The organism is Roseateles microcysteis (genome assembly GCF_036880965.1).
GTDB lineage: Bacteria > Pseudomonadota > Gammaproteobacteria > Burkholderiales > Burkholderiaceae_C > JAUASW01.
The window spans coordinates 390,649-409,949 of record NZ_JBAJMV010000004.1; the positions used below are offsets into that span (position 1 = coordinate 390,649).

At 67.8% G+C, this 19,301-nt stretch carries 17 protein-coding genes; 4 read left to right on the forward strand and 13 right to left on the reverse strand.

Features of this window, described 5'->3' with window-relative positions:
* The first annotated feature begins 41 nt into the window (after positions 1-41).
* Positions 42-767 (forward strand): helix-turn-helix domain-containing protein, encoded by a 726-nt coding sequence (locus V3596_RS13625; RefSeq protein WP_334278311.1) that lies wholly within the window; start codon positions 42-44, stop codon positions 765-767.
* Here V3596_RS13625 and V3596_RS13630 read toward each other — a convergent pair whose 3' ends face one another.
* Positions 768-2,072, reverse strand: coding sequence for a peptide MFS transporter (locus tag V3596_RS13630; protein WP_334278312.1), 1,305 nt, complete (start codon positions 2,070-2,072; stop codon positions 768-770).
* Positions 2,073-2,148: 76 nt separating this feature from the next.
* Between V3596_RS13630 and V3596_RS13635 the strand changes: the two genes are divergently transcribed.
* Complete coding sequence (locus V3596_RS13635; RefSeq protein ID WP_334278313.1) at positions 2,149-3,330, forward strand: NAD(P)/FAD-dependent oxidoreductase; 1,182 nt, start codon at positions 2,149-2,151, stop codon at positions 3,328-3,330.
* Positions 3,311-4,312 carry a dipeptide epimerase gene (locus tag V3596_RS13640; protein ID WP_334278314.1) on the forward strand — a complete coding sequence of 334 codons (1,002 nt, stop codon included), beginning with the start codon at positions 3,311-3,313 and terminating at the stop codon, positions 4,310-4,312. The genes V3596_RS13635 and V3596_RS13640 overlap by 20 nt, the downstream gene beginning before the upstream one ends.
* 28 nt (positions 4,313-4,340) lie before the next feature.
* On the opposite strand, the gene V3596_RS13645 is transcribed toward V3596_RS13640, so the two are convergent.
* The 7 genes from V3596_RS13645 to V3596_RS13675 all read right to left on the reverse strand — a co-directional run bounded on the left by V3596_RS13645 (position 4,341) and on the right by V3596_RS13675 (position 11,406).
* Positions 4,341-5,657, reverse strand: a complete 1,317-nt coding sequence (locus tag V3596_RS13645; protein ID WP_334278315.1) for an ABC transporter permease — start codon at positions 5,655-5,657, stop codon at positions 4,341-4,343.
* Positions 5,658-5,659: 2 nt separating this feature from the next.
* Entirely contained in the window at positions 5,660-6,829 is a 1,170-nt protein-coding gene (locus V3596_RS13650; protein ID WP_334278316.1) for an ABC transporter permease, read from the reverse strand.
* Positions 6,830-6,840: 11 nt separating this feature from the next.
* The gene (locus V3596_RS13655; RefSeq protein ID WP_334278317.1) at positions 6,841-7,536 is read right to left on the reverse strand and encodes an ABC transporter ATP-binding protein; all 696 of its coding nucleotides are present in this window, start codon (positions 7,534-7,536) and stop codon (positions 6,841-6,843) included.
* A 2-nt stretch (positions 7,537-7,538) separates the two neighbouring features.
* On the reverse strand, positions 7,539-8,804 hold the full coding sequence (locus V3596_RS13660; protein ID WP_334278318.1) for an efflux RND transporter periplasmic adaptor subunit: 1,266 nt from the start codon (positions 8,802-8,804) through the stop codon (positions 7,539-7,541).
* A gap of 192 nt (positions 8,805-8,996) precedes the next feature.
* Positions 8,997-10,604 carry a cryptochrome/photolyase family protein gene (locus V3596_RS13665; protein WP_334278319.1) on the reverse strand — a complete coding sequence of 536 codons (1,608 nt, stop codon included), beginning with the start codon at positions 10,602-10,604 and terminating at the stop codon, positions 8,997-8,999.
* Entirely contained in the window at positions 10,597-10,776 is a 180-nt protein-coding gene (locus V3596_RS13670; RefSeq protein WP_334278320.1) for a DUF2256 domain-containing protein, read from the reverse strand. The genes V3596_RS13665 and V3596_RS13670 overlap by 8 nt, the downstream gene beginning before the upstream one ends.
* A 9-nt stretch (positions 10,777-10,785) precedes the next feature.
* A complete protein-coding gene (locus V3596_RS13675; protein ID WP_334278321.1) occupies positions 10,786-11,406 on the reverse strand; it encodes a lipocalin family protein in 621 nt (206 codons plus the stop codon).
* Between the two features lie 49 nt (positions 11,407-11,455).
* Between V3596_RS13675 and V3596_RS13680 the strand changes: the two genes are divergently transcribed.
* Positions 11,456-12,010, forward strand: coding sequence for a DUF2878 domain-containing protein (locus V3596_RS13680; protein ID WP_334278322.1), 555 nt, complete (start codon positions 11,456-11,458; stop codon positions 12,008-12,010).
* Here the strand turns inward: V3596_RS13680 and V3596_RS13685 are convergent.
* The 5 genes from V3596_RS13685 to V3596_RS13705 are packed head-to-tail and all read right to left on the reverse strand — an operon-like array spanning position 12,007 to position 19,289.
* Positions 12,007-13,257, reverse strand: a complete 1,251-nt coding sequence (locus V3596_RS13685; protein WP_334278323.1) for a sugar MFS transporter — start codon at positions 13,255-13,257, stop codon at positions 12,007-12,009. The genes V3596_RS13680 and V3596_RS13685 overlap by 4 nt on opposite strands.
* A 38-nt stretch (positions 13,258-13,295) precedes the next feature.
* Entirely contained in the window at positions 13,296-15,716 is a 2,421-nt protein-coding gene (locus tag V3596_RS13690) for a GH92 family glycosyl hydrolase (RefSeq protein ID WP_334278324.1), read from the reverse strand.
* An 18-nt stretch (positions 15,717-15,734) separates the two neighbouring features.
* Entirely contained in the window at positions 15,735-17,141 is a 1,407-nt protein-coding gene (locus V3596_RS13695) for a glycoside hydrolase family 47 protein (RefSeq protein ID WP_334278325.1), read from the reverse strand.
* Positions 17,141-18,070, reverse strand: a complete 930-nt coding sequence (locus V3596_RS13700; protein ID WP_334278326.1) for a carbohydrate kinase family protein — start codon at positions 18,068-18,070, stop codon at positions 17,141-17,143. The genes V3596_RS13695 and V3596_RS13700 overlap by 1 nt, the downstream gene beginning before the upstream one ends.
* Positions 18,063-19,289 carry an AGE family epimerase/isomerase gene (locus V3596_RS13705; RefSeq protein WP_334278327.1) on the reverse strand — a complete coding sequence of 409 codons (1,227 nt, stop codon included), beginning with the start codon at positions 19,287-19,289 and terminating at the stop codon, positions 18,063-18,065. The genes V3596_RS13700 and V3596_RS13705 overlap by 8 nt, the downstream gene beginning before the upstream one ends.
* Positions 19,290-19,301: the final 12 nt, after the last annotated feature.

Genomic DNA, 19,301 nt, shown 5'->3' on the forward strand with positions numbered 1-19,301 from the left:
CCACCGCCCCCTAAGATCGGCAGCCGAACCACAGGAACATCATGGCCAGCGCGAACACCCTCCCCGGCGATCACATCCGCAGCACACGCAAGCGCCTGGGCCTGACCCTGGCCGACGTGAGCGCGCGCACCGGGCTGGCTGTTTCCACCTTGTCCAAGCTGGAGAAAGGCAATGTTTCGCTGTCGTACGACAAGCTGATGCTCCTGAGCAAGGGCCTGGGCGTGGACATGGCCGAGCTGCTGATCGATGCGCCGAGCGCGCGGGCCACGCCACCGGGCGGCGGCGGGCGGCGAGTGGTGCAGCGGGCCGGTGAGGGCCAGGTCGTGCAGACTCGCAGCTACGGCCAGATCTACCTGGCCGCCGAGCTCCTGAACAAGCGCTTCACACCGATGATTGCCGAGCCGCGGGCCCGCACGATGGAGGAGTTCAAGGCCGAGTTCGGCGACTTCATCCGCCACCCCGGCGAAGAGTTCGCCTATGTGCTCGAGGGAGAAGTCGAGTTCCATTCCGAGCTCTATGCGCCGGTGCTGCTGAAAGCCGGCGACTCGCTCTATTTCGACAGCGAGATGGGCCACGCCTACCTGAAGGCCAGCGATGGCCCTTGCCGCCTGGTGGCCTCCTGCGCGCCGCGCCATGGTGCGGGTGAGACGGAGATCACCCAACCCTTCCGCGATGCCTCGCAGCGCCTGGTCGAGCTCCCGCCGGCTGCGAGCGCGCGCCGCGCGGCGCCGGCCGCCAAGACCACCAAGACGGCAAGGAAGCGCTGATCAAGCCGCCGGGCGCAGGAGCGGCCGCACCAGCCACAGGCCCAGCGCCGCCAGGCCCGCGATACCCGCCAGCAAGGCGAAGAAGCCCGGCGGGCCGAGCGGCTCCCACAGCCGCCCCACCACGCCCGACAGCAGGTTGCCGGCAAAGGCCGCTAGGAACCATGCCGCGATGACGGTCGCGCCCATGCCGCGCGGCGCCATGCGGGCAAACAGGCCCAGGCCCACCGGCAGGATGTAGAGCTCGGCCAGCGTGTAGAGCACGAAGAACAGGACCAGCCAGGCGCCCGGCACCTTCGCGCCTCCCAGCGCCACGCCAGCCAGCAGCAGGTAGGCAAGGCCAACGCCGGCCGCACCCAAGGCCATCTTGGTCAAGGGCGCAGGCTCGCGCCCGCGTTGCGCCGAGCGACGCCAGTAGCCGATCAGGAAGGGTGTGAACATGAAGACGCACAGCGGGTTCAGCGACTGCACCCAGGTCGCCGGCAGCTGGAATCCAAGCACTTGCAGATCAACGGACTGATCCGCCCAGATCGCCACCGTGTTGCCACTCTGCGCATAGGCGCTGCGAAACAGCATCACCGCCACGCCCACCAGCAGCAAGGGCACGAAGGCCGAGGCCGTCAGCGGCTGCGAACTCTTCACCGGATTGGCCGCCTGCTTCGTTGGCCGACCCGACGGCAGATGCTTCTGCCCCAGCACATAGACGGCCAGGCCCAGGCACATGCCGATGCCCGCAGCGCCGAAGCCATAGTGCCAGCCGTAGACCTCGCCCAGCGTGCCGCAGACCAGCGGCGCCAGCAGCCCACCCAGGTTCACGCCGACGTAGTAGACGTTGTAGGCACCGCCGCGACGCGGGTCGTCTTCGCCGTAGAGGTCGCCGATCTGGCTGGGCAGGTTGGGCAGGAAGAGTCCGTTGCCCAGGCAGATCAGGCCGAGGCCGGTATAGAACTGCGACTCCCAGGCCAGGGCGAAATGGCCCAGCGCCATCAGCGTGCCGCCGATCAGGATGGCGCGGCGCTTGCCCAGCCAGCGGTCGGCAATGAAGCCGCCCAGAATGGGCGTCAGGAACACGCCACCCGAATACAGCCCATAGATCAAGGAAGCATCGGCCTGCGTGAACTGCAGCTGCTTGGTCATGTAATAGATCAGCAGCGCGCTCATGCCGTAGAAGGAGAAGCGCTCCCAGGTCTCGGTCAGGAAGAGCACGGTCAGGCCGGGCGGCTGGCCGAACCAGTTGCGAGCGTTCGTCGCCGCCGAGGAGGCCGAAGGAGCTGGCGACACGACAGACGGTGGGGCTGAATGGCTCACGGGCGCTCCGAGCTTGTGGCAAGCATGGTTGTCGAATATTTTTCCTAATGGTACATTGTTTTCCAAATTGGAAAATATGAGAAAAGACACCAACCCCACCCTGCATGCGGAATGCATCGTCATCGGCGCAGGCATCGCCGGCGCTTCGCTCGCTGCATCACTGGCTGGCCAGCGCAAGGTCGTGCTGCTGGAAGCCGAATCGATGGCCGGCTATCACTCGACCGGCCGCTCGGCCGCTCTCTTTGCGCCGATCTACGGCAATGCGGTGATACGGGCGCTGACGCGCGCCAGCCGGCCTTTCTTTGACGTGCCGCCCGACGGCTTCGCCGCCGCGCCGCTCTTGCGGCCGCGCGAGACGCTGTTCCTGGTCGGCGCCGGGCAGGAGCCGCTGGCGACCGCCTTCCTTGAGGAAGCCGATGTCCGGGCCGGCACGCGCGAGCTGGGCATCGAAGAGACGCTGGCTCGCGTGCCCGTGCTCAGCCGCGAGCGCATCGCCGGCGCCCTGATGGACCCGGGGTCGGCCGATATCGAGGTCGATTTGCTGCACCAGGGTTTTCTGCGCCAGGCGCGCGCGCAGGGTGCCGAACTCCGGCTGGATGAGCAATTGGTCGGGCTCGAGCGCCAAGGCAATGGCGACTGGCTCGCTCACACCGCGGTGGGCAGCTACAGCGCGCCTATCGTCGTCAACGCGGCGGGTGCCTGGGCGGATTCGGTGGCGCAGATCGCCGGCATCGCGCCGCTTTCTTTGCAGCCCTTGCGGCGCACGGCCGCCTTGATCGATGCACCGGGCGGCGCGGATTGCCGCAACTGGCCGGCTGTCGTGACCATTGATGAGAGCCACTATTTCAAGCCCGACGCCGGCCTGCTCTTGATCTCGCCGGCGGATGAAACACCGAGCCCGCCCTGCGACGCGCAGCCCGAGGAATGGGACGTGGCGATGGCGGTGGACCGTTTCGAGACGCTGACCGGCCAGCCCGTGCGCCGCGTGCATCACCGCTGGGCGGGGCTGCGCGTCTTCAGCCCCGACCGCTCGCCCGTGGTTGGCTACGACGCTTGCTCGCCCGGCTTCTTCTGGTGCGCCGGCCATGGCGGCTATGGCATCCAGACCGCACCCGCGCTCGCCCGCCTGGCCGCTGCCGTGCTGCTCGGCCAGGCATTGCCTGCCGAGCTGCAAGCGCTGGGCATCAGCGCCGCTGCGCTCTCGCCGCAGCGCTTCATCCGATCCATTGCCCCTTTTCATGCCGAACACATCCATTGACCTGAGCTACCAGCTCCAGGCGCTGCCGCTGCGCGAGCCCTTTCAAATCTCCGGCTACACGTTCACGGAGATGCAAGCGCTGCATCTGCAGTTGAAGAACGGCCCACACAGCGGGCGCGGCGAAGCCTCCGGCGTCTACTACCTGCAAGACCGGCCGGCTGACATGCCGGTGCAGCTCGACGCGCTGCGCGAAGCCTTGCGTGAGGGCCTGAGTCGCGAGCAACTGCGGCTCGGCATGCCGGCCAGCGGCGCGCGCAACGCGCTCGACTGCGCGCTCTGGGACCTGGAAGCGAAACGTGCCCGCCGCCCGGTCTGGCAACTGGCCGGGCTGAGCAGCATCCGCCCCTTGCGCACCACGTTCACGCTCGGCGCGGCCGCGCCTGAAGCAATGGCAGCCGCGGCCCATCGCGACCTGTGCCGACAAGCCCTGGCGCTGAAGCTGAAGCTGACCGGCGAGACCGACCTCGACATCGAGCGTGTGCGCGCGGTGCACCGTGCGCGGCCCGACGTCTGGCTGGCCGTCGATGCCAACCAGGGCTACACGCCGGCCAGCATCGAGGCCTTGCTGCCGGTGCTGGTCGACTGCGAGGTGGAGCTGCTGGAACAGCCCTTTGCACGCGGCCAGGAGCAGGACATGCGACTCGTCGACTTCCCTGTGCCCACCGCGGCAGATGAAAGTTGTCTGCACCTGGCCGAACTCGAAACCATGGCCGGCCTGTTCGACGTCATCAACATCAAGCTCGACAAATGCGGCGGCCTGACCGAAGGCCTTCTGATGGCACGCCGCGCCCACCAGCTCGGCCTCAAGGTGATGGTCGGCAATATGGGCGGCACCAGCCTGGCGATGGCGCCGGCCTTTGTGCTGGGCCAGCTCTGCGACGTCGTGGACCTCGACGGCCCGACCATCCTCGCCGAGGACTGCAAGCCGGCCGTGCACTATGAAGCCGGCTGCATCTTCAGCCCGGCAGAGTTGTGGGGCTGAGCCTACGCAGCACGAAGCCGGCTTGGGCTCACAGTTCCCGCAAGGCCGCCGTCACCGGCAAGCTCGCCGCGCGCACCGCCGGGAACAGGCCGCCGATGAAGCCGATGGCCAAGGCCCACTTGATGCCTTCCCACAAGAGGCCGGGCGAGACGCTCAGGTTGAAGCTCAGCTTGCCGACCGAGCCGGCCGCCATCGTGGACGCTTCGAAGCCGTTGAACATCGCCCAGGCGATCACGCCCCCGATGACGCCACCGATCAGCGCCAGCAGCATGGTCTCCAGCATCACCGCCACCACAACCGGCAGGCCGCGGAAGCCGATGGCGCGCAAGGTGGCGATCTCGCGGGCACGTGCAGCCACGGCCGCAAACATCGTGTTCAGCGCACCGAACACGGCGCCAACGGCCATGATGGCGCCGACGGTGATCCCGATGATGCGCAGCATCTTGGTCATCTGCTCCGACTGCTTGGCGAAGAAGTCCAGCGTCGTGTTGGCATCGACCCTCAATTGCGGGTTGGCGGCCAGCGCATCCTTGAAGCCCTTGAAGGCATCCGCGCTCGTCAGCTTCACGGTGGCCGAGTTGCGGCCACTACCGCGCTGGTAGGCATCGTTCACCACATTGGCATCGGCCCAGAGTTCCGACTCCATTGCATCGCCGGAGGCGAACACGCCGACCACGGTCCAGGGCTGGTTGCCGAGCTTGATCGTGCTGCCCACCGTCAGTCCGGTGAACTGGCGCACGGCGCCCTTGCCGACCACCAGCTCGCGCAGGCCGGGCTGGAAGCGCTTGCCTTCGACGATCTTCAGGTGCGGCCGAACGATGAAGGCCTCGTCGCTGACACCGCGCACCTGGGCGCTGCCTTCGTCGCCGGTCTTGCTGCCCTTGACCGGCAGGTTGGCCGCCACCACCGTCTCGGCCGACATCAGCGGCTCGCCCTTCTCGCCACGCGCGATGCCGGCGGCCTGGCCGATCTGCACCAGGTCTTCGCGGCTCAGGTTCGAGGCCACCTCGGCCGCCGATGCGCCGCGCAGCACGATGGCGGTGTCCAGGCTGCCCGAGTTGCGCAAGGTCTGCGCATAGCCTTCGGCCATTGCCAGCAAGGCCACCACCACGCCCACCACGCCGGCAATGCCGACGACGATGACGGCCGAGGATCCCATGCGCTGGCTCAGGGTGCTGATGCCCACCGAGGCCACCGAACGCGCCTGCGCGCCACTACGCAAAAGGAACAGCCACATCAGCAGCAGCACCAGCAGGGCGAGAACACCTTGCCAAGGCAGCATCACCCAGCCGGCAAGCACGAGGCCCGTGAGCAGGACGAGGCCAAAGTTTTTGAGGAATTTCATGCTCATGCCCTCCCGGCCAATGCGTCGGTGATGTTGAGGCGCATCGCTCGCAAGGCCGGCAGCGCACCGACGATGAGACCGAAGACCAGCATCAAGCCCACACCGATGGCCCAGCTCGCTGCACCCGCAGCCGGCAGATTGAGCGTGCCGCCGCTGGCCGCGCCCACGGCGGGTCCGATCACACTGGCCAAGCCCAGGCCGACGATGCCGCCCAGCAGCAGCAGGAGCATCGACTCGGCCAGCACCATCGCGAGCACGCTTTCGCCCGAGAAGCCCAGCGTCTTCAGCACCGCGATCTCGTTCGTGCGTTCGCGCACCGCCTGCATCATCGTGTTGCCCGACAAGAGCAGGAGCGTGAAGAACACGGCCCCCATGATGGAGGTGACGATCAGGTTGATGTCGGCCAGCTGCTTCATCCAGGCGGCCGTGGCGGCCTGCTCGGTCAGCGTACGGGTTTCATGGTCGGAGTTGGCCGAGATTGCATCGATGGCCTTGGCCACGCGGTCGGCCTGGTTCACGTCCTTCACCCGGGTCACGTACCAGCCGGCCTGGCCGCGGTTGTAGGGCGTGGTTTCATCGAAATAGTCCCAGCGCAGGAGGAACATCTGGTCGTACCAGCCGCCGCTCTTCTTGTCCGACACATGGATCAGGCCGACGATCTTGAAGCTCCAGTTCAGGCTGCCCGACTTGTCCGGAAAGATCGTCGACTGCATCGGTATCGTGTCGCCCACCTTCCAGCCGAAGCGCTTGGCCAGGCCCTCGCCGACGATGGCGCCGGTCCTGGTTTCTGCGAAGGCCTTGCGATGCTCGGCCGACACTTCCATCTCTGGATAGATGTCTAGGTAATTGGGCGCCACCGCGAAGCTGAAGACCTGGTTGTGCGGGTCTTGGTAGGCGCCGCCAAACCAGTTGGCGTAGGTGGTGTCCTTGACGCCGTCCACCTGCGTGATGCGGTTGCTGAGCGACATCGGCAGCAGCTGGATGAAGCTGAGCTTGGAGCCGGTCTGCAGCCGCGTGGCGCCATTGGCACTCTGGCCCGCCTGGTCGAAGCCGACGCGCACCGCGTCCAGGAGGCCGAACAGGAGGAAAGCCGTGATGATGGAGACGAGCGTCAGGAAGGTCCGCAGCTTGCGCCGGAACAGGGCCGCCCAGATGAGGTGGAGGTATTTCATCGCGATCCCCTTCAGGCGGTGGCCGCGTCAGCCTCGGTCACGAGCGTGCCCTTGTCGAGGTGCAGCGTGTGGCTCGCCCGCGTGGCGGCCTTGGGGTCGTGCGTGACCATCACAATGGTCTTGCCGTGCTCGCGGTTGAGCACCTGCAGCAGGGTCAGCACGTCTTCGGCGGATTGGCGGTCCAGGTCACCGGTCGGCTCGTCGCAGACCAGCAGCGTCGGGTCGGAGACGATGGCCCGCGCAATCGACACGCGCTGCTGCTGGCCGCCCGAGAGCTCGGTCGGCTTGTGGCTGGCACGGTCGGCCAGGCCCACGAGCTGCAAGGCGATGGAAGCACGCTTCTTGCGCTCTGAGGCCGAGAGCTTGGTGAGCAGGAGCGGCAGCTCCACGTTCTTCTGCGCCGACAGCGTGGGCATCAGGTTGTAGAACTGGAACACGAAGCCGACCTTGGCGGCCCGCCACTTGGCGAGCTGGGCGCCGCTGAACTTGTCGATGCGCTCGCCGGCCACGGTGATCGAGCCGCCGCTGGGCGCATCGAGCCCACCCATCAAATTCAGCAAGGTGGTCTTGCCCGAGCCCGAGGGGCCCATCAGCGCGAGGAAGTCGCCCTGAGCCACGTCGAGGTTGACGCCGTGCAGCACCTCCACCTTCTGCTTGCCGCGGGTGTAGGTCTTGGAGAGGTCGCGGATCTCGATCAGAGTGCTCATCGTCAGTCCTTGTTCATCACGACGTTGGAACCATTCTTCAGCTCAGGCTGCGGCGTGGTGACCACCACCTCGCCCGCCTTCAAGCCTTCGGTGACCAGGCGGAACTTGCCGACATCGGCACCCAGCTTGACCGTGCGCTGCTGCGCCTTGCCATCGGCCACCACGAACACCGTGTTGGCGCCTTCGCGCTGCACCAGCGCCTCGGGCGGCAGCAGTACGCCGGGCACCGGCGCGGCTTGCGCCTTTGCCTTGTCCTTGGTAGCCAGGAAGCTGACGCGCACGCCCATGTCGGGCACCACGCGCTCGTCCTTCTGGTCGAGCGCCACGCGCACCTTGACGGTCGCCTTGCCGCGGTCTGCACTCGGGATCACGGTCACCACATGGGCCGGGATCTTCCAGTCCGGATAGGCATCGAGCACGGCGTCGCAAGGCATGCCGGCCTTGACCTGCGCGATGTAGGCCTCGTTCACGTCCACGCCCACTTCGAGCGAATCCATGTCCACGATGGTGCCCACGCCGGTGCGGGTGAAACCGCCGCCGGCCGACAGCGGCGAGATGATCTCGCCGACCTGGGCGGCGCGCGCGGTGACGATGCCGTCAAACGGTGCGCGCACGGTGGCGTAATCAAAAGCCACCTTCGCCTGCACCACCTGGGCTTGCGCGGCTTCGGCCTGGCGCTGCGCGGCATCAAGCTGGGCGGCATGGGCCTTCACGGCCGTGGCCGTCTGCTCCTGGCTCTGGCGGGTCGTCATGCCTTGGGCCAGCAGTTCAGCCTGGCGGCGCGCGTCGGCTTCTGCCTGCGCCAGCTGCGCTCGCTGTTGAGCAACACCCGCCAGCGCGCTGCGTGCTTGCGCCTCGGCGGCCGCCAGCGACGCCTTCAGGCCGCTGTCGTCCAGGCGGGCCAGGACTTGCCCCTTCCTGACGCGAAAGCCTTCGTCGATCAGCACCTCGGTGAGCGTGCCGGTGATCTGGGCCGAGACGGTGGCGGAGCGCCGTGCCGTCACATAGCCCGTGGCCTGGAGCACGACGTCGGCCGAGGGGCCCTGGCCATTGGCGCGGACACTGAGGGTCTGCACCGCCACGGGCTTGTTGCCCGCCAGATACCACCAGGCTGCGGCGCCGAGCGACGCCAGCAGCACCAGCCCGACGACCAGGCCCCAGACCCATTTGGGCGGGCCGCCGTCGTGATCTTCCCGTTGCGCACCGTCGATGCGCAGTTCCTTGAGCAGTCCGGTGTCGATGTTCGGCTCCTTGCTGGTGAGGTTCACATGGCTTGATCGACCCGGCCTGGCGCTCCAACACGGGCATTGCCCATCGGCCAGCGGGGACCAAAAGCTGGCGGATCGTAGCAGGGCCTCCAGGCCCAGCAAGGCTCCGCCAGCGCTGTCTTCAAGGCCAGAAAACCAGGCCCGTCATCCCCTCGACGAACGGGAGGGGTCCATTTCGACAAGGCGGTACTTTCAGTCGAACAGCCCGGCCGTGTCGGGGCGCTCGCCCGCCGCCCCCGCGAGGTCATGGGCCTGGCGGTTGCGCGCGCGCAGCGCCTCGGCCTGGGCTTGCACGGCCGCCACGTCGGCCGGCGACATGCGGTCCAGGTGGCGGACCTGGGCGCCCAGCCGCGGATGGCGCCGAAAGCGCTCGCGGTGGTGCTGCAGGAAGTCCCAGTAGAGCGTGGTGAATGGGCAAGCCGCCGGCCCCGTGCGCTGACCTGGCGCATGGCGGCATTGCGCGCAAAAGCGACCGCTGCTCATGCGCTCGATGTATCGGCCGCTGGCCACATAGGGCTTGCTCGTGATGCCGCCGCCGTCGGCGAACTGACTCATGCACAGCGTATTGGGCAGCTCGACCCATTCGACTGCATCCACGTAGACGGCCAGGTACCAGGCATGCATCTGAGCCGGCTCCACGCCCAGCAGCAAGCCGAACAGACCGGTCACCATCAGGCGCTGGATGTGGTGGGCATAGCCGGTCCGCAGTGTTTGCCCGAGCGCATCGGCGAGGCAGGGCAGATCGGTCTTTCCGGTCCAGTAGAAGGCTGGCAGCGGCTCGTGCGCGGCCAGGGCGTTGGCCGCTGCCAGGCCCGGCATGCGCGTCCAGTAGACCCCGCGCACGAACTCCCGCCAGCCCAGCACCTGGCGGATGAAGCCCTCGGCGCTTGCCAGCGGCACGCCACCTGCGCGCCAACGGGCTTCGGCAGCGGCCACCACCTCCCTGGGTTGCAGCAGCCTCAAGTTCATCGCCGCCGAGAGCTGCGAATGCCACAGCACCGGCTCGTCCGGCCACAAGGCATCCTGCCAGCGACCAAAGTCGGGCAGCCGATGCTGCATGAAGCTGTCGAGCAGGATCAGCGCCTGTGCCCGCGTCACCGGCCAGGTGAAGCTGCCCAGTTCTCCGGGATGCTCCGGGAACTCGCGCGCCACCAGGGCGAGCACCTCCCGAGTCACTGCATCAGGCTCGAAATGCACAGGTGCCGGTACCGGGCCAGGACCGTGGGGACCAAAGGCCTCGCGGTTCTCGGCGTCCAGGTTCCAGCGACCACCGACCGGCACGGCTCCGTCCATCAGCACGCCGTGGCTCTGGCGCTGCTCGCGGTAGAAATGCTCCATGCGCAGTGTCTTGCGCCCCCGCGCATGCTGGGCAAACTCGCGCACCGTGCAGAAGAAGTGGCGGTCTTCCCGCACCTCCAGCGGCAGGCCGAGCCGAGCCGCCTCGGCGCGCAGCGCGTCCAGCACGCGCCAGTCGCCGGGTGCGGTCATGACCAGGCACTCCGGCCGCAGCCGCTGCACGGCCCGGCGCAGTTCGGCGGCCAGGCTGCCGGCGTTGCCGGGCTCGTCCAGCTTCACGTAGTGCAGCGGCCGCCCGAGTTCGCGCAGTGTCGTGGCGAAATGGCGCATGGCGGCCAGGAACAGCGCGATCCGAATGCGGCTGGACCACACATGGGTGGACTCCTCTCGCACCTCGGCCATCCACACGGCGTCGCGGCACGGATCGAAGTCGTCGAAGGCAGACGCTGTCGCGTCGAGCTGGTCCCCCAGCACGAGCACCAGACGGCGCAGCCGCTCAGCCATCGGCGGCAGGCGCTTGAGCGCTACGCCGGCCGCGGCGACAGGCGTCCGAGCAATAGCGCACCTGCTCCCAGTTGCGCGCCCAGGCCTTGCGCCAGCTCATGGGCAGGCCGCAATGCTGGCAGGGTTTGCTGGGCAACGACTGCTTGTTGCCACGGTGTTGAGCGGTCTTCATCCCAACAGCTCACTGCGAGCCGGCCGCCTCCAGCGGCTGCGGATGCGCCACACGCTTGAACTGCTGCGCCGGAAATCCCAGGGCCGCCGCCCGTTCGAGCAAGGCCTGCACGCGTGCCTCGGGCAGGTCGGGCTGGCGCGCGAGGATCCACGCGTACTTGCGCCCCGGCTCTCCGACCAGCACCTCGCTGTAGGCCTCGTCCAGCGCGAGCACCCAGTAGTCGCCATAGAAGGGCCAGAAGAAGCTCACGCGCAGCTTGGCGTTGCCGCTGCCCGGCACGATCTTGGCGCGCCCACGGGCCTCGTCGATGCGGCCGTCGGCCTTGCGGCAGCGGTTGAGCACCTGGATGGCATCGCCGTCCACGGTGTAGCGGGCCTGGGTGTCCGAGACGCACTGGCGCTCGAATCGGTTGGGCAGCAGGGCAATCTCGTACCAGGTACCGGTGTAGCGGCCCAGGTCGACGGCGGGCACCGTGTCCAGCGGCGCGCCGCTCCCGGCCTGGAGCAGTGGTGCGGCGAATGCCAGGGCGAAGGCGGCCAGCGCCTGCCGGCCGAAGTCGCGAAGGCGGCGCGGGGCCGGGGACGGGGTCGGGGCCGGGGAGGAATGGCCGGAAGAGCTGGGCTTGTGCATGGTCTTCCTACGGCATTCACAATGCGACGGATCACTCCATCGACAAACCATGCCCCTGCGTCTTCGCCCGGCCTTGCGCCTTGCCCTCGTGTTCATCGCCTTCCAGGCAGCCTGGTTCGCCTGCATCCTGGGCGTTGCCAACGGCCAGCCCTGGCTGGGCGTGGCGGCCGTCATGCTGGTGGTGGGTGTGCAGCTGGGCACCGGCGGCGCGGTGCGGCAGGACGCCCTGCTGGTCGCGCTGGCCATCCTGATGGGCCTGCTGTGGGACACGGCGATGCTGCGCCTGGGTGTCGTGGAGTACGCCGCCGCCGGGCCGATCGATGGCCTGGCGCCGGCCTGGATTCTGGCGCTCTGGGCCCTGCTGGGCGTGAACCTGCGCGAGGCCCTGCATTGGCTGCACGGCCGCTGGTGGCTGGCCGCCGCGGTGGGGGCGGTGTCGGGCGCCCTGTCCTACCTGGGCGCGATACGGCTGGGTGCAGGCCGGCTGCCCGACGTGGGCCTGGCGCTGGGTGTGCTCGCCCTGGGTTGGGCGGTCATGACGCCGCTCTTGACCGAGTCGGCCCGCTGGGCCGCCGGGCGCCTCAAGGCAGCGCCGGGCGCCTAGCGAGCCGCGTACAGATTCGCGTACTTGAATCCGAAATAGAGGATGAACGCGTAGCAGGCGGCCGGCAGCAGGAAGGACAGCTGCACGCCCAGTGAGTCGGCCAGCGCCCCCTGCGCGAAAGGCACCAGCGCGCCACCGACGATGGCCATGCACAGGATGCCCGAGCCCTGGCCGGTGTGCCGGCCCAGACCGTGGAGCGCCATGCTGAAAATGGTCGGGAACATGATGGAGTTGCACAGGCCCACGGCCAGGATGGCCCACATCGCCACCGTGCCCGTGCCGAAACAGGCTGCCAGCACCAGCGCGATCGCCACGAGCGAATTGAAGGCCAGCGTCTTGCCGGGGCTCACCGCCCGCATCACGACAAAGCCGATGAAGCGGCCCACCATGGCACCACCCCAATAGACGCTGACGTAGCCGGCTGCATCGGCGTGCGACAGACCGGCGATGTGCGACTCGCCGAGGAAGTTGACCAGGAAGCTGCCGATGCTGACCTCGGCGCCCACGTACAGAAAGATGCCGATGGCGCCCAGCAGCAGGTGGCGATGTGCAAGGGCCGAGCCTTCAGCCTTGGCAGCCATAGCCGCCGACTCGCTGCCAGCGATTTGCGGCAGCTTGGCGGCCAGGAACAAGACCGCCAGCAGTGCCAGTGCGCCGGCCAGCGCCAGGTAGGGGCCACGCACGGTGGCCGCATCAGCTGCGGTCATGGTCGAGAGGATCAGCATGCCGCCCACGGCCGGGCCTATGGTGGTGCCCAGCGAGTTGAAAGCCTGGGTCAGCGTCAGCCGGCTCGAGGCCGTGCGCGCCGGGCCCAGCACCGTCACGTAGGGGTTGGCGGCGACCTGCAACACGGTGATGCCCGAGGCCAGCACGAAGAAGGCCAGCAGGAACAGTCCATAGCCGCCCATCGACGCCGGATAGAACAGCGCGCAGCCCAGGGCCGCGATGAGCAGCCCCGCCACGGCGCCCTTCTGGTAGCCGATGCGGCGTATCAAGGCACCCGCCGGCAGCGAGACGATGAAGTAGGCACCGAAGAAGCAGAACTGCACCAGCATCGCCTGCACATAGGTCAGCGTGTAGATCGCCTTCAGATGCGGTATCAGGACGTCGTTCAGCGAGGTGATCAGGCCCCACATGAAGAACAGGATCGTGACGATGACGAGGGCGCTGCTGCTGTTGCCGGCGTGCGCTCCGCCTGCCGCGTCCTGCTCTGCGGCAGGCGCGGTCTTGATTGCCATATGGGCCATGCTGTCTCCGGGGATCTCTTGGTTTGTTGGCTTGTTCTTCAGCGCGCGATGCCGGCCGGTGGCTGTGGCAGCTCACGGGCGCGTGTGCCCCAGCCTTGCGTGTCCGGCTGGGCGCCGAGCTTGAACGTCAGCGTGCCGGCCGACTGCAACTGCTCCCAGTCCAGCCACACCCGCTGCAGCGCACGGCCACCAAAGCTGGCCGACTGCACGAAGCGGCGCTCGCCCGGCTTGGCTTCAGGCGCCTCGATGCGCAGCGTGCGGCCCTTGCCGAGGTCAATCTCGGCGCGGGCAAAGCGCGGCGAGTGCAGCAGGAATCGGCCACTGCCCGGCATGTCCGGGTACAGGCCCAGCGCGCTGAACAGGTACCAGGCCGACATCGTGCCCAGGTCGTCGTTGCCGGTCACGCCGTTGGGCGCATTGCCGAACAGGGTTTCGGCCGCGCGCAGCACGGTGGTGGTCTTCCAGGGCTGGCCGATCAGCGTGTAGACCCAGGGCGCATGCAGGTCGGGCTCGTTGTTCGGGTTGTAGCGGAACTGGCTGTAGTAGCTGTAGGGCCCGACGACCCAGGACTTGCGCACGGCGGACGCCGGGTCGGCCAGCAGCGCGTCATGGTCGAAGAACTGGTCCAGCCGCCGCGCCGCCTGGGCCTGGCCGCCCATGGCCGCGACGAGACCCGGCACATCCTGTCGCACCAGCCACTGGTACTGCCAGGCCGTGCCCTCGTGGAAGCCACGCTCGGAGCGCGGGTCGTAGCTGCCGTCCACGTCCTTGAACCAGCTGCCATCCCCCAAGCGCGGGCGCGGGAAGCCGCGCTGATCGGCGGCCTTGTCCACCACGGTCTCGTCCCACAGGCGGCGCCAGTTCAAGGCGCGCTCGCCCAGCACCTGCGCGTCCCTGGTCTTGCCCAGCGCCTGGGCCATCAATGCCAGCGCGCCATCGGACAGCGAATACTCCAGCGTGGCCGAGGCCCCATGGTGCGGATCGACGTCCATGCCCTTGGCCGGGAACGACCGGTCGTACTGAACGAATCCCTGGCTCAGATAGCTCGCGTTGCCCGACCGGCCACCGGCGCGCAGGCGATGCGCGGGCACAGCGAATGCGTTCTCGCGCAGGGCCGCGTAGGCCTCGTGCTCGCGGCCCTTGAGCGCACCGAAGCGCCATAGGTCGACGAGAAAGGGCGTGACCGGGTCGCCCGTCATGATGTTGGTCTCGAAGTTGGCATAGCCCCAGCGCGGCAGCCAGCCGCTCTGCTCGCGGATCTTCAAGACCGAGTTGGCGATGTCGCGCGAGCGCTCAGGGCGCAGCAGGGCCAGCAACTGGTTCTGCGTGCGGTAGGTGTCCCACAGCGAGAAGAACTCGTAATAGGTCCAGCCCTTGGCCTGGTGGACCCGGTCGTCATAGCCGCGATAGCGGCCGTCCGCGTCGTTGCCGGTCAGCGGCTGCAGCAGTGCGTGATAGAGCGCCGTGTAGAAGACCGTGCGGTCGTCGGTACTGCCGCCTTCGATGCGCACACTGCCCAGCTCGCGCTGCCAGACGGCCTGCGCTTGCGCACGCATCGCATCGAAGCTCAGCGCCTGCTTGCCCACCATACCCTCGGCCTGCAGGTTGATGCGGGCACCTTCGGCGTCCACATGCGAAATCGCGCTGACGGCCGTCACCGCCGCACCGTTCTTCAGATCGAACGTCAGCCACACACCATGCGGCCGCGCCTCGCCCTGCTGGCTGGGGCCTTTCGCGCCGGGCCAGCCGCCACGGTCGTCCCAGATGCCGTGGGCCGTGAAGGGCTGGTCAAAGACCATGCGGAACCAGGTCGTGTACTGCGCGCCGCCACAGAAGCTCTTGGTGGTGATGCGGCCTTCGACGCTGCGCTCATCCAGCACGCGCACTTCACTGCCGACCACCGAATGGCGCTCATTCGCCTGGCCAAGATTCAGCAGCAGATGGCCGCTGGCCGTGCCGGCGGCGAAGGTGTAGCGCTCGGCCGCGGCGCGCGTCAGCGCCGTGGCCTCGGCGGTGATGCCGCCATAGCTCGTCAGATGCACCTTGTAGTAGCCGGCCTGGCCGACCTCGCCTTCATGCTTGTATTCGGCGGCGTAGCGCTTGTGGTCGAAGCTGGCGGCCTTGCCCGTGTCGAACTCACCACCGGGCCCGATGCGGCCGGTGACCGGCAGCACCGAGAGCTGGCCGCCCTGCTCCCAGCAGCCGGCGCCGGACAGATAGGAATGGCCGAAGCCGCGGATGCGCGTGTCGTTGTAGCGCCAGCCGGCATAGTGCTCGCCGGTGGGGCTGACCTGGATCATGCCGAACGGCGCCGAGGCACCGGGAAAGGTGTTGCCGTCGTCCTGCGTGCCGATGAAGGTGTTGACCGGCATCGTGTCGGCGGCGAAGCCCGTCTGGGCCTGCAGCGCGATGGCCACGAGCAGGCTGACCCAGCGCAGGCGGCGGTTGATTGCGTTCATCTCGGAGCTCTCCGTCGTTCAGCGCTTGGGCGCCGGCAGGCGCATCGGATGGGCTTCGGTGTTGAAGGTCACCGCATCGAAGTCCAGCGTGCTCTTGGGCGCAAACAGCAGGTAGAAATACTTGAAGGTCTCGGCGAAGACGAAGCTTTCCATCGAGTCTTCCCTGACCTTGCTGCGCACGTCCTTCAGCGCCGCAAAGCCCGCTTCGGTGCGTGTGTGGCGAACGAAGTCCTCGAAGAACTCGCGGCCCATGGCGCGGTAGCGGGCGTCGCCGGTGTAGTGGTGCAGGTAGTAGGCCGACTCGATGATCTCGGGCCGCAGCGCGTACTCGGGCGACAGCAGCTTCATGGTCTTGTAGTCCATGGCTTCCGGCTCGACGCCATGCAGGCGCCACATGGCGAGGCCCGACTCCTGCAGCTTGCGCGCCCGCGGCAGGTCGCCGCCCAGCGCCAGCAGGGCCGGCATGAAGGCATCGAGTGCGCCGTACTGCGACTTCAGGCGCTTGCCGGTGTTCATGTCGGCGTGTCCATACCAGAAGCCGCTCTTCACCTCCTCGCCCAACACCTTGTTGACGCCGGCAATGCTGTGGTCCCACATGGCCTTGCAGTCCTTGTCGCCGAACAGGCGCCAGCATTTGTAGAGGTACTCGTAGTAGGAGTCGATGCCGCCGCCGATGTGGGCATCGGTGCGCTCCCATTTGCCGGTCTCGACATTGATGGCCGAGCCCACCAGGCCCTGCGGCGAGGCACGGCGGTAGGTTTGCACCAGCGCGCGCTTGGCCTTGTCGAAGTAGACGCTGTTGCCTGTCAGCTGGCTCAGCAGACCGAACTCGAGCACGAGCGTGCCGGTCTCGGCCGGGTTGCTGACCTTGCCGCTGACCTTGCCGGTGCGCAGGTTCACATGCGTGTAGGGCAGGCCTGTGGGCGACTCGAAGACCGGCAGCAATCGCTGGCCCAGGTCTTCGGCCTTGGCCAGCAGGCGAGCGTCGCCCGTGAGCTGGTAGGCCGAGAGCAGGCCGCCGAGCAGGCGGATCGTGATCTCGAAGTTCTGCACCGGCATGTCGTGGTCGAAGGACAGCTGGCTGGCGATCAGCTCGCGCGCCTCGTCGGCCTCCTCCTTCAGGCCCATCAGGATCAAGGTGTCCAGCGCATCCACCGGCGTCATCAGGAGCGACTTGGCATACCAGTCATGCGGCTTCTTGCTCAGGGGCTTCAGGGCGTCGTGGCCCCAGGCGTATTGCTTGTAGCCCTGCCAGGCATGGCGGGTTGCTTCCTTGACGCGCTGGGCCAGCACGGCGGACTCGGCCTCGGTGACCGGCTTGAGCGCCGGGGCGGCGGCCTGCGGCAGGGCGGGCAGCAGCGCGACAAGCGCGACGCACAGGCCTTTGATGAGCCTGCGGGTCGGGGCGAACGAAATCTGATTCATCACGGGGAAACCTTTCCTTCTTGCAGCATCGCGAACAGTCGGTTCATGGCTTGCGGATCTGGTGGTGCGGCGCCTGATTGCAGGCAGGCGGCCGAGCCTGCAGCCAGCGCGGCGTGCAGATGGGCCTGCAACGGGCGGTCGGGGTGGCGGCTGAGGCTGTGGAGCAGGCCGGCCGCGCTGGCGTCGCCGGCGCCGACGGTGTCCACCACCTCGACCTGGGGCGCTCTGGCATCGGCTGACTCCTCGCCGCGGAACAGGCTCGCGCCCTGCCCGCCGCGAGTCAGCAGGCACAGCGCCAGCGGATTCAGGGCACGCAGGCGGCGCAAGGCCTCATCCACTTCGACACCGGGGAAGAGCCCGCGCAAATCGTCGTCCGACACCTTGATCAGGTCAGCCAGCGCGGCCATGCGATGCAGCGTCGGCGTGTAGCTCGCGTCCATCAGCTTGCGGTAATTGGGGTCGTAGCTGATGGCCACACCCTGCGCCTTCAGCGCCTCGGCCAGAGCGACCAGCTTCGAGGCCAAAGGCTCGCGCGCCAGACTGATGCCGCCAAAGTGCGCCCAGCGCAGTGATTGCGACCAGCCTTCGGGCAAGGCCTTGGCGTCAAAGTGCAGGTCGGCGCTGTCGTCGCCGATGAAGAAGTAGTGCGGCGGCTCGCCCTGCTCGACGATGGCCAGCAGTGGCGAGCGGTCCACGCGCTGCAGCAGGCGCGTGTCCAGACCGACGGCCTGGCTCGCGGCCCACAAGTCGTCGCCGAAGCGGTCGCTGCTGATCGCACCGGCGAACGCTGTGGGCTCACCCAGAGACGCCAGCGCACGCGCCACGTTCCAGACCGAACCGCCGACACGGGCCACCCAGTGCTCCTGGCCCTGGTGGATCATGTCGGTCAGCGCCTCGCCGGCGCAAAGCATCAGCGGCGCGTCATCCATGGCTGGCTCCTGCGAGTGCGGCCACGATGTCGTAGCAGGCGCCCATGGTGTGATAGTCGACCTTGCCGGCCGGGCTCTTCTCGTCGCTGTACTTGCGGTTCTCCTGGTCCAGGATGCGGTACCAGGCGCCGTGCTGGTGATCGACGAAGTGCGTCCAGCTGTATTCCCAAAGACGCTGGTACCAGTGCCAGTAGCTCGCGTCACCGGTGCGCTCGGCCAGCATGGCGGCGGCGGCGGCGCTCTCGGCCTGCACCCAGAAGTACTTGTCTGCATCGCAGACCGTCAGGTCCGGCGCAACCGAGTAGCAAAGCCCGCCATGGGCCGCGTCCCAGCCCTTCTCGACCGCCGTCTTGAACAGGCGCTCGGCCGTGGGCAAGGCCCAGCTCAGGTCAAGGCCCAGTGCAGCGCCACGTGCCTCCAGCAGCAGGAGCAGCTTGGCCCATTCGGTGAAGTGGCCGGGCTGGTAGCCCCAGGGGCGGAAGAGATTGGCCGGATCTTGGATGTTGAACTGCCAGTCGGGCTGCCACTGGGTGTCGTAGTGCTCCCAGATCAGGCCGCCACAGCGCTCGGCCTGGCGTTGCGTGATGTTGAACGCCAGGGTGTGAGCGCGCTCCAGGTAGCGCCGCTCGCCGGTGGCCTGGTGCGCCGCCAGCATCGCCTCGCAGGCATGCATGTTGGCGTTCTGGCCTCGGTAGCTCGAGCGCACGCGCCAGTCCTGGCTGGCTTCATCGGCATAGAGGCCGGCCTCGGCATCCCAGAAGTGCCGCTCCATCATCTCGAAGGCCTCGGCCACCCAGGGTCGGGCTTCGTCAAGACCTGCCATCACCGCGTGCGAATAGGCGAGCAGCACGAATGCCTGGCCGTAGGCATGCTGCGTGCCATCGCTGATCTCGCGCTGGCCGGCGTCGCATTTCAGGAGCCAGGAGTAGCCGCCATGCCTTGTGTCGCGATGCGCCTCGCGCAGGAAGCGCAGCGCATGCCTGAGCCCCTCCAGGTAGGCCGGATCGCCAAAGTGGCGGTAGGCCATCGCATAGGTGAACACGAAGCGCGTGCTGCTGACCAGGTGGCGATGCTGCGCGTCGTAGACGCTGCCATCGTCCTTGAAGAAGTGGTACATGCCACCACTCGCGTCGATGCAGCGCGGGTGATAGAAGCTCATGCTGTGCCGCGCGTGGTCGAGCAGCACCGCCCGAGAGCGGAAATCGGGGAAGTCGGACATGGTCAAGGTGTG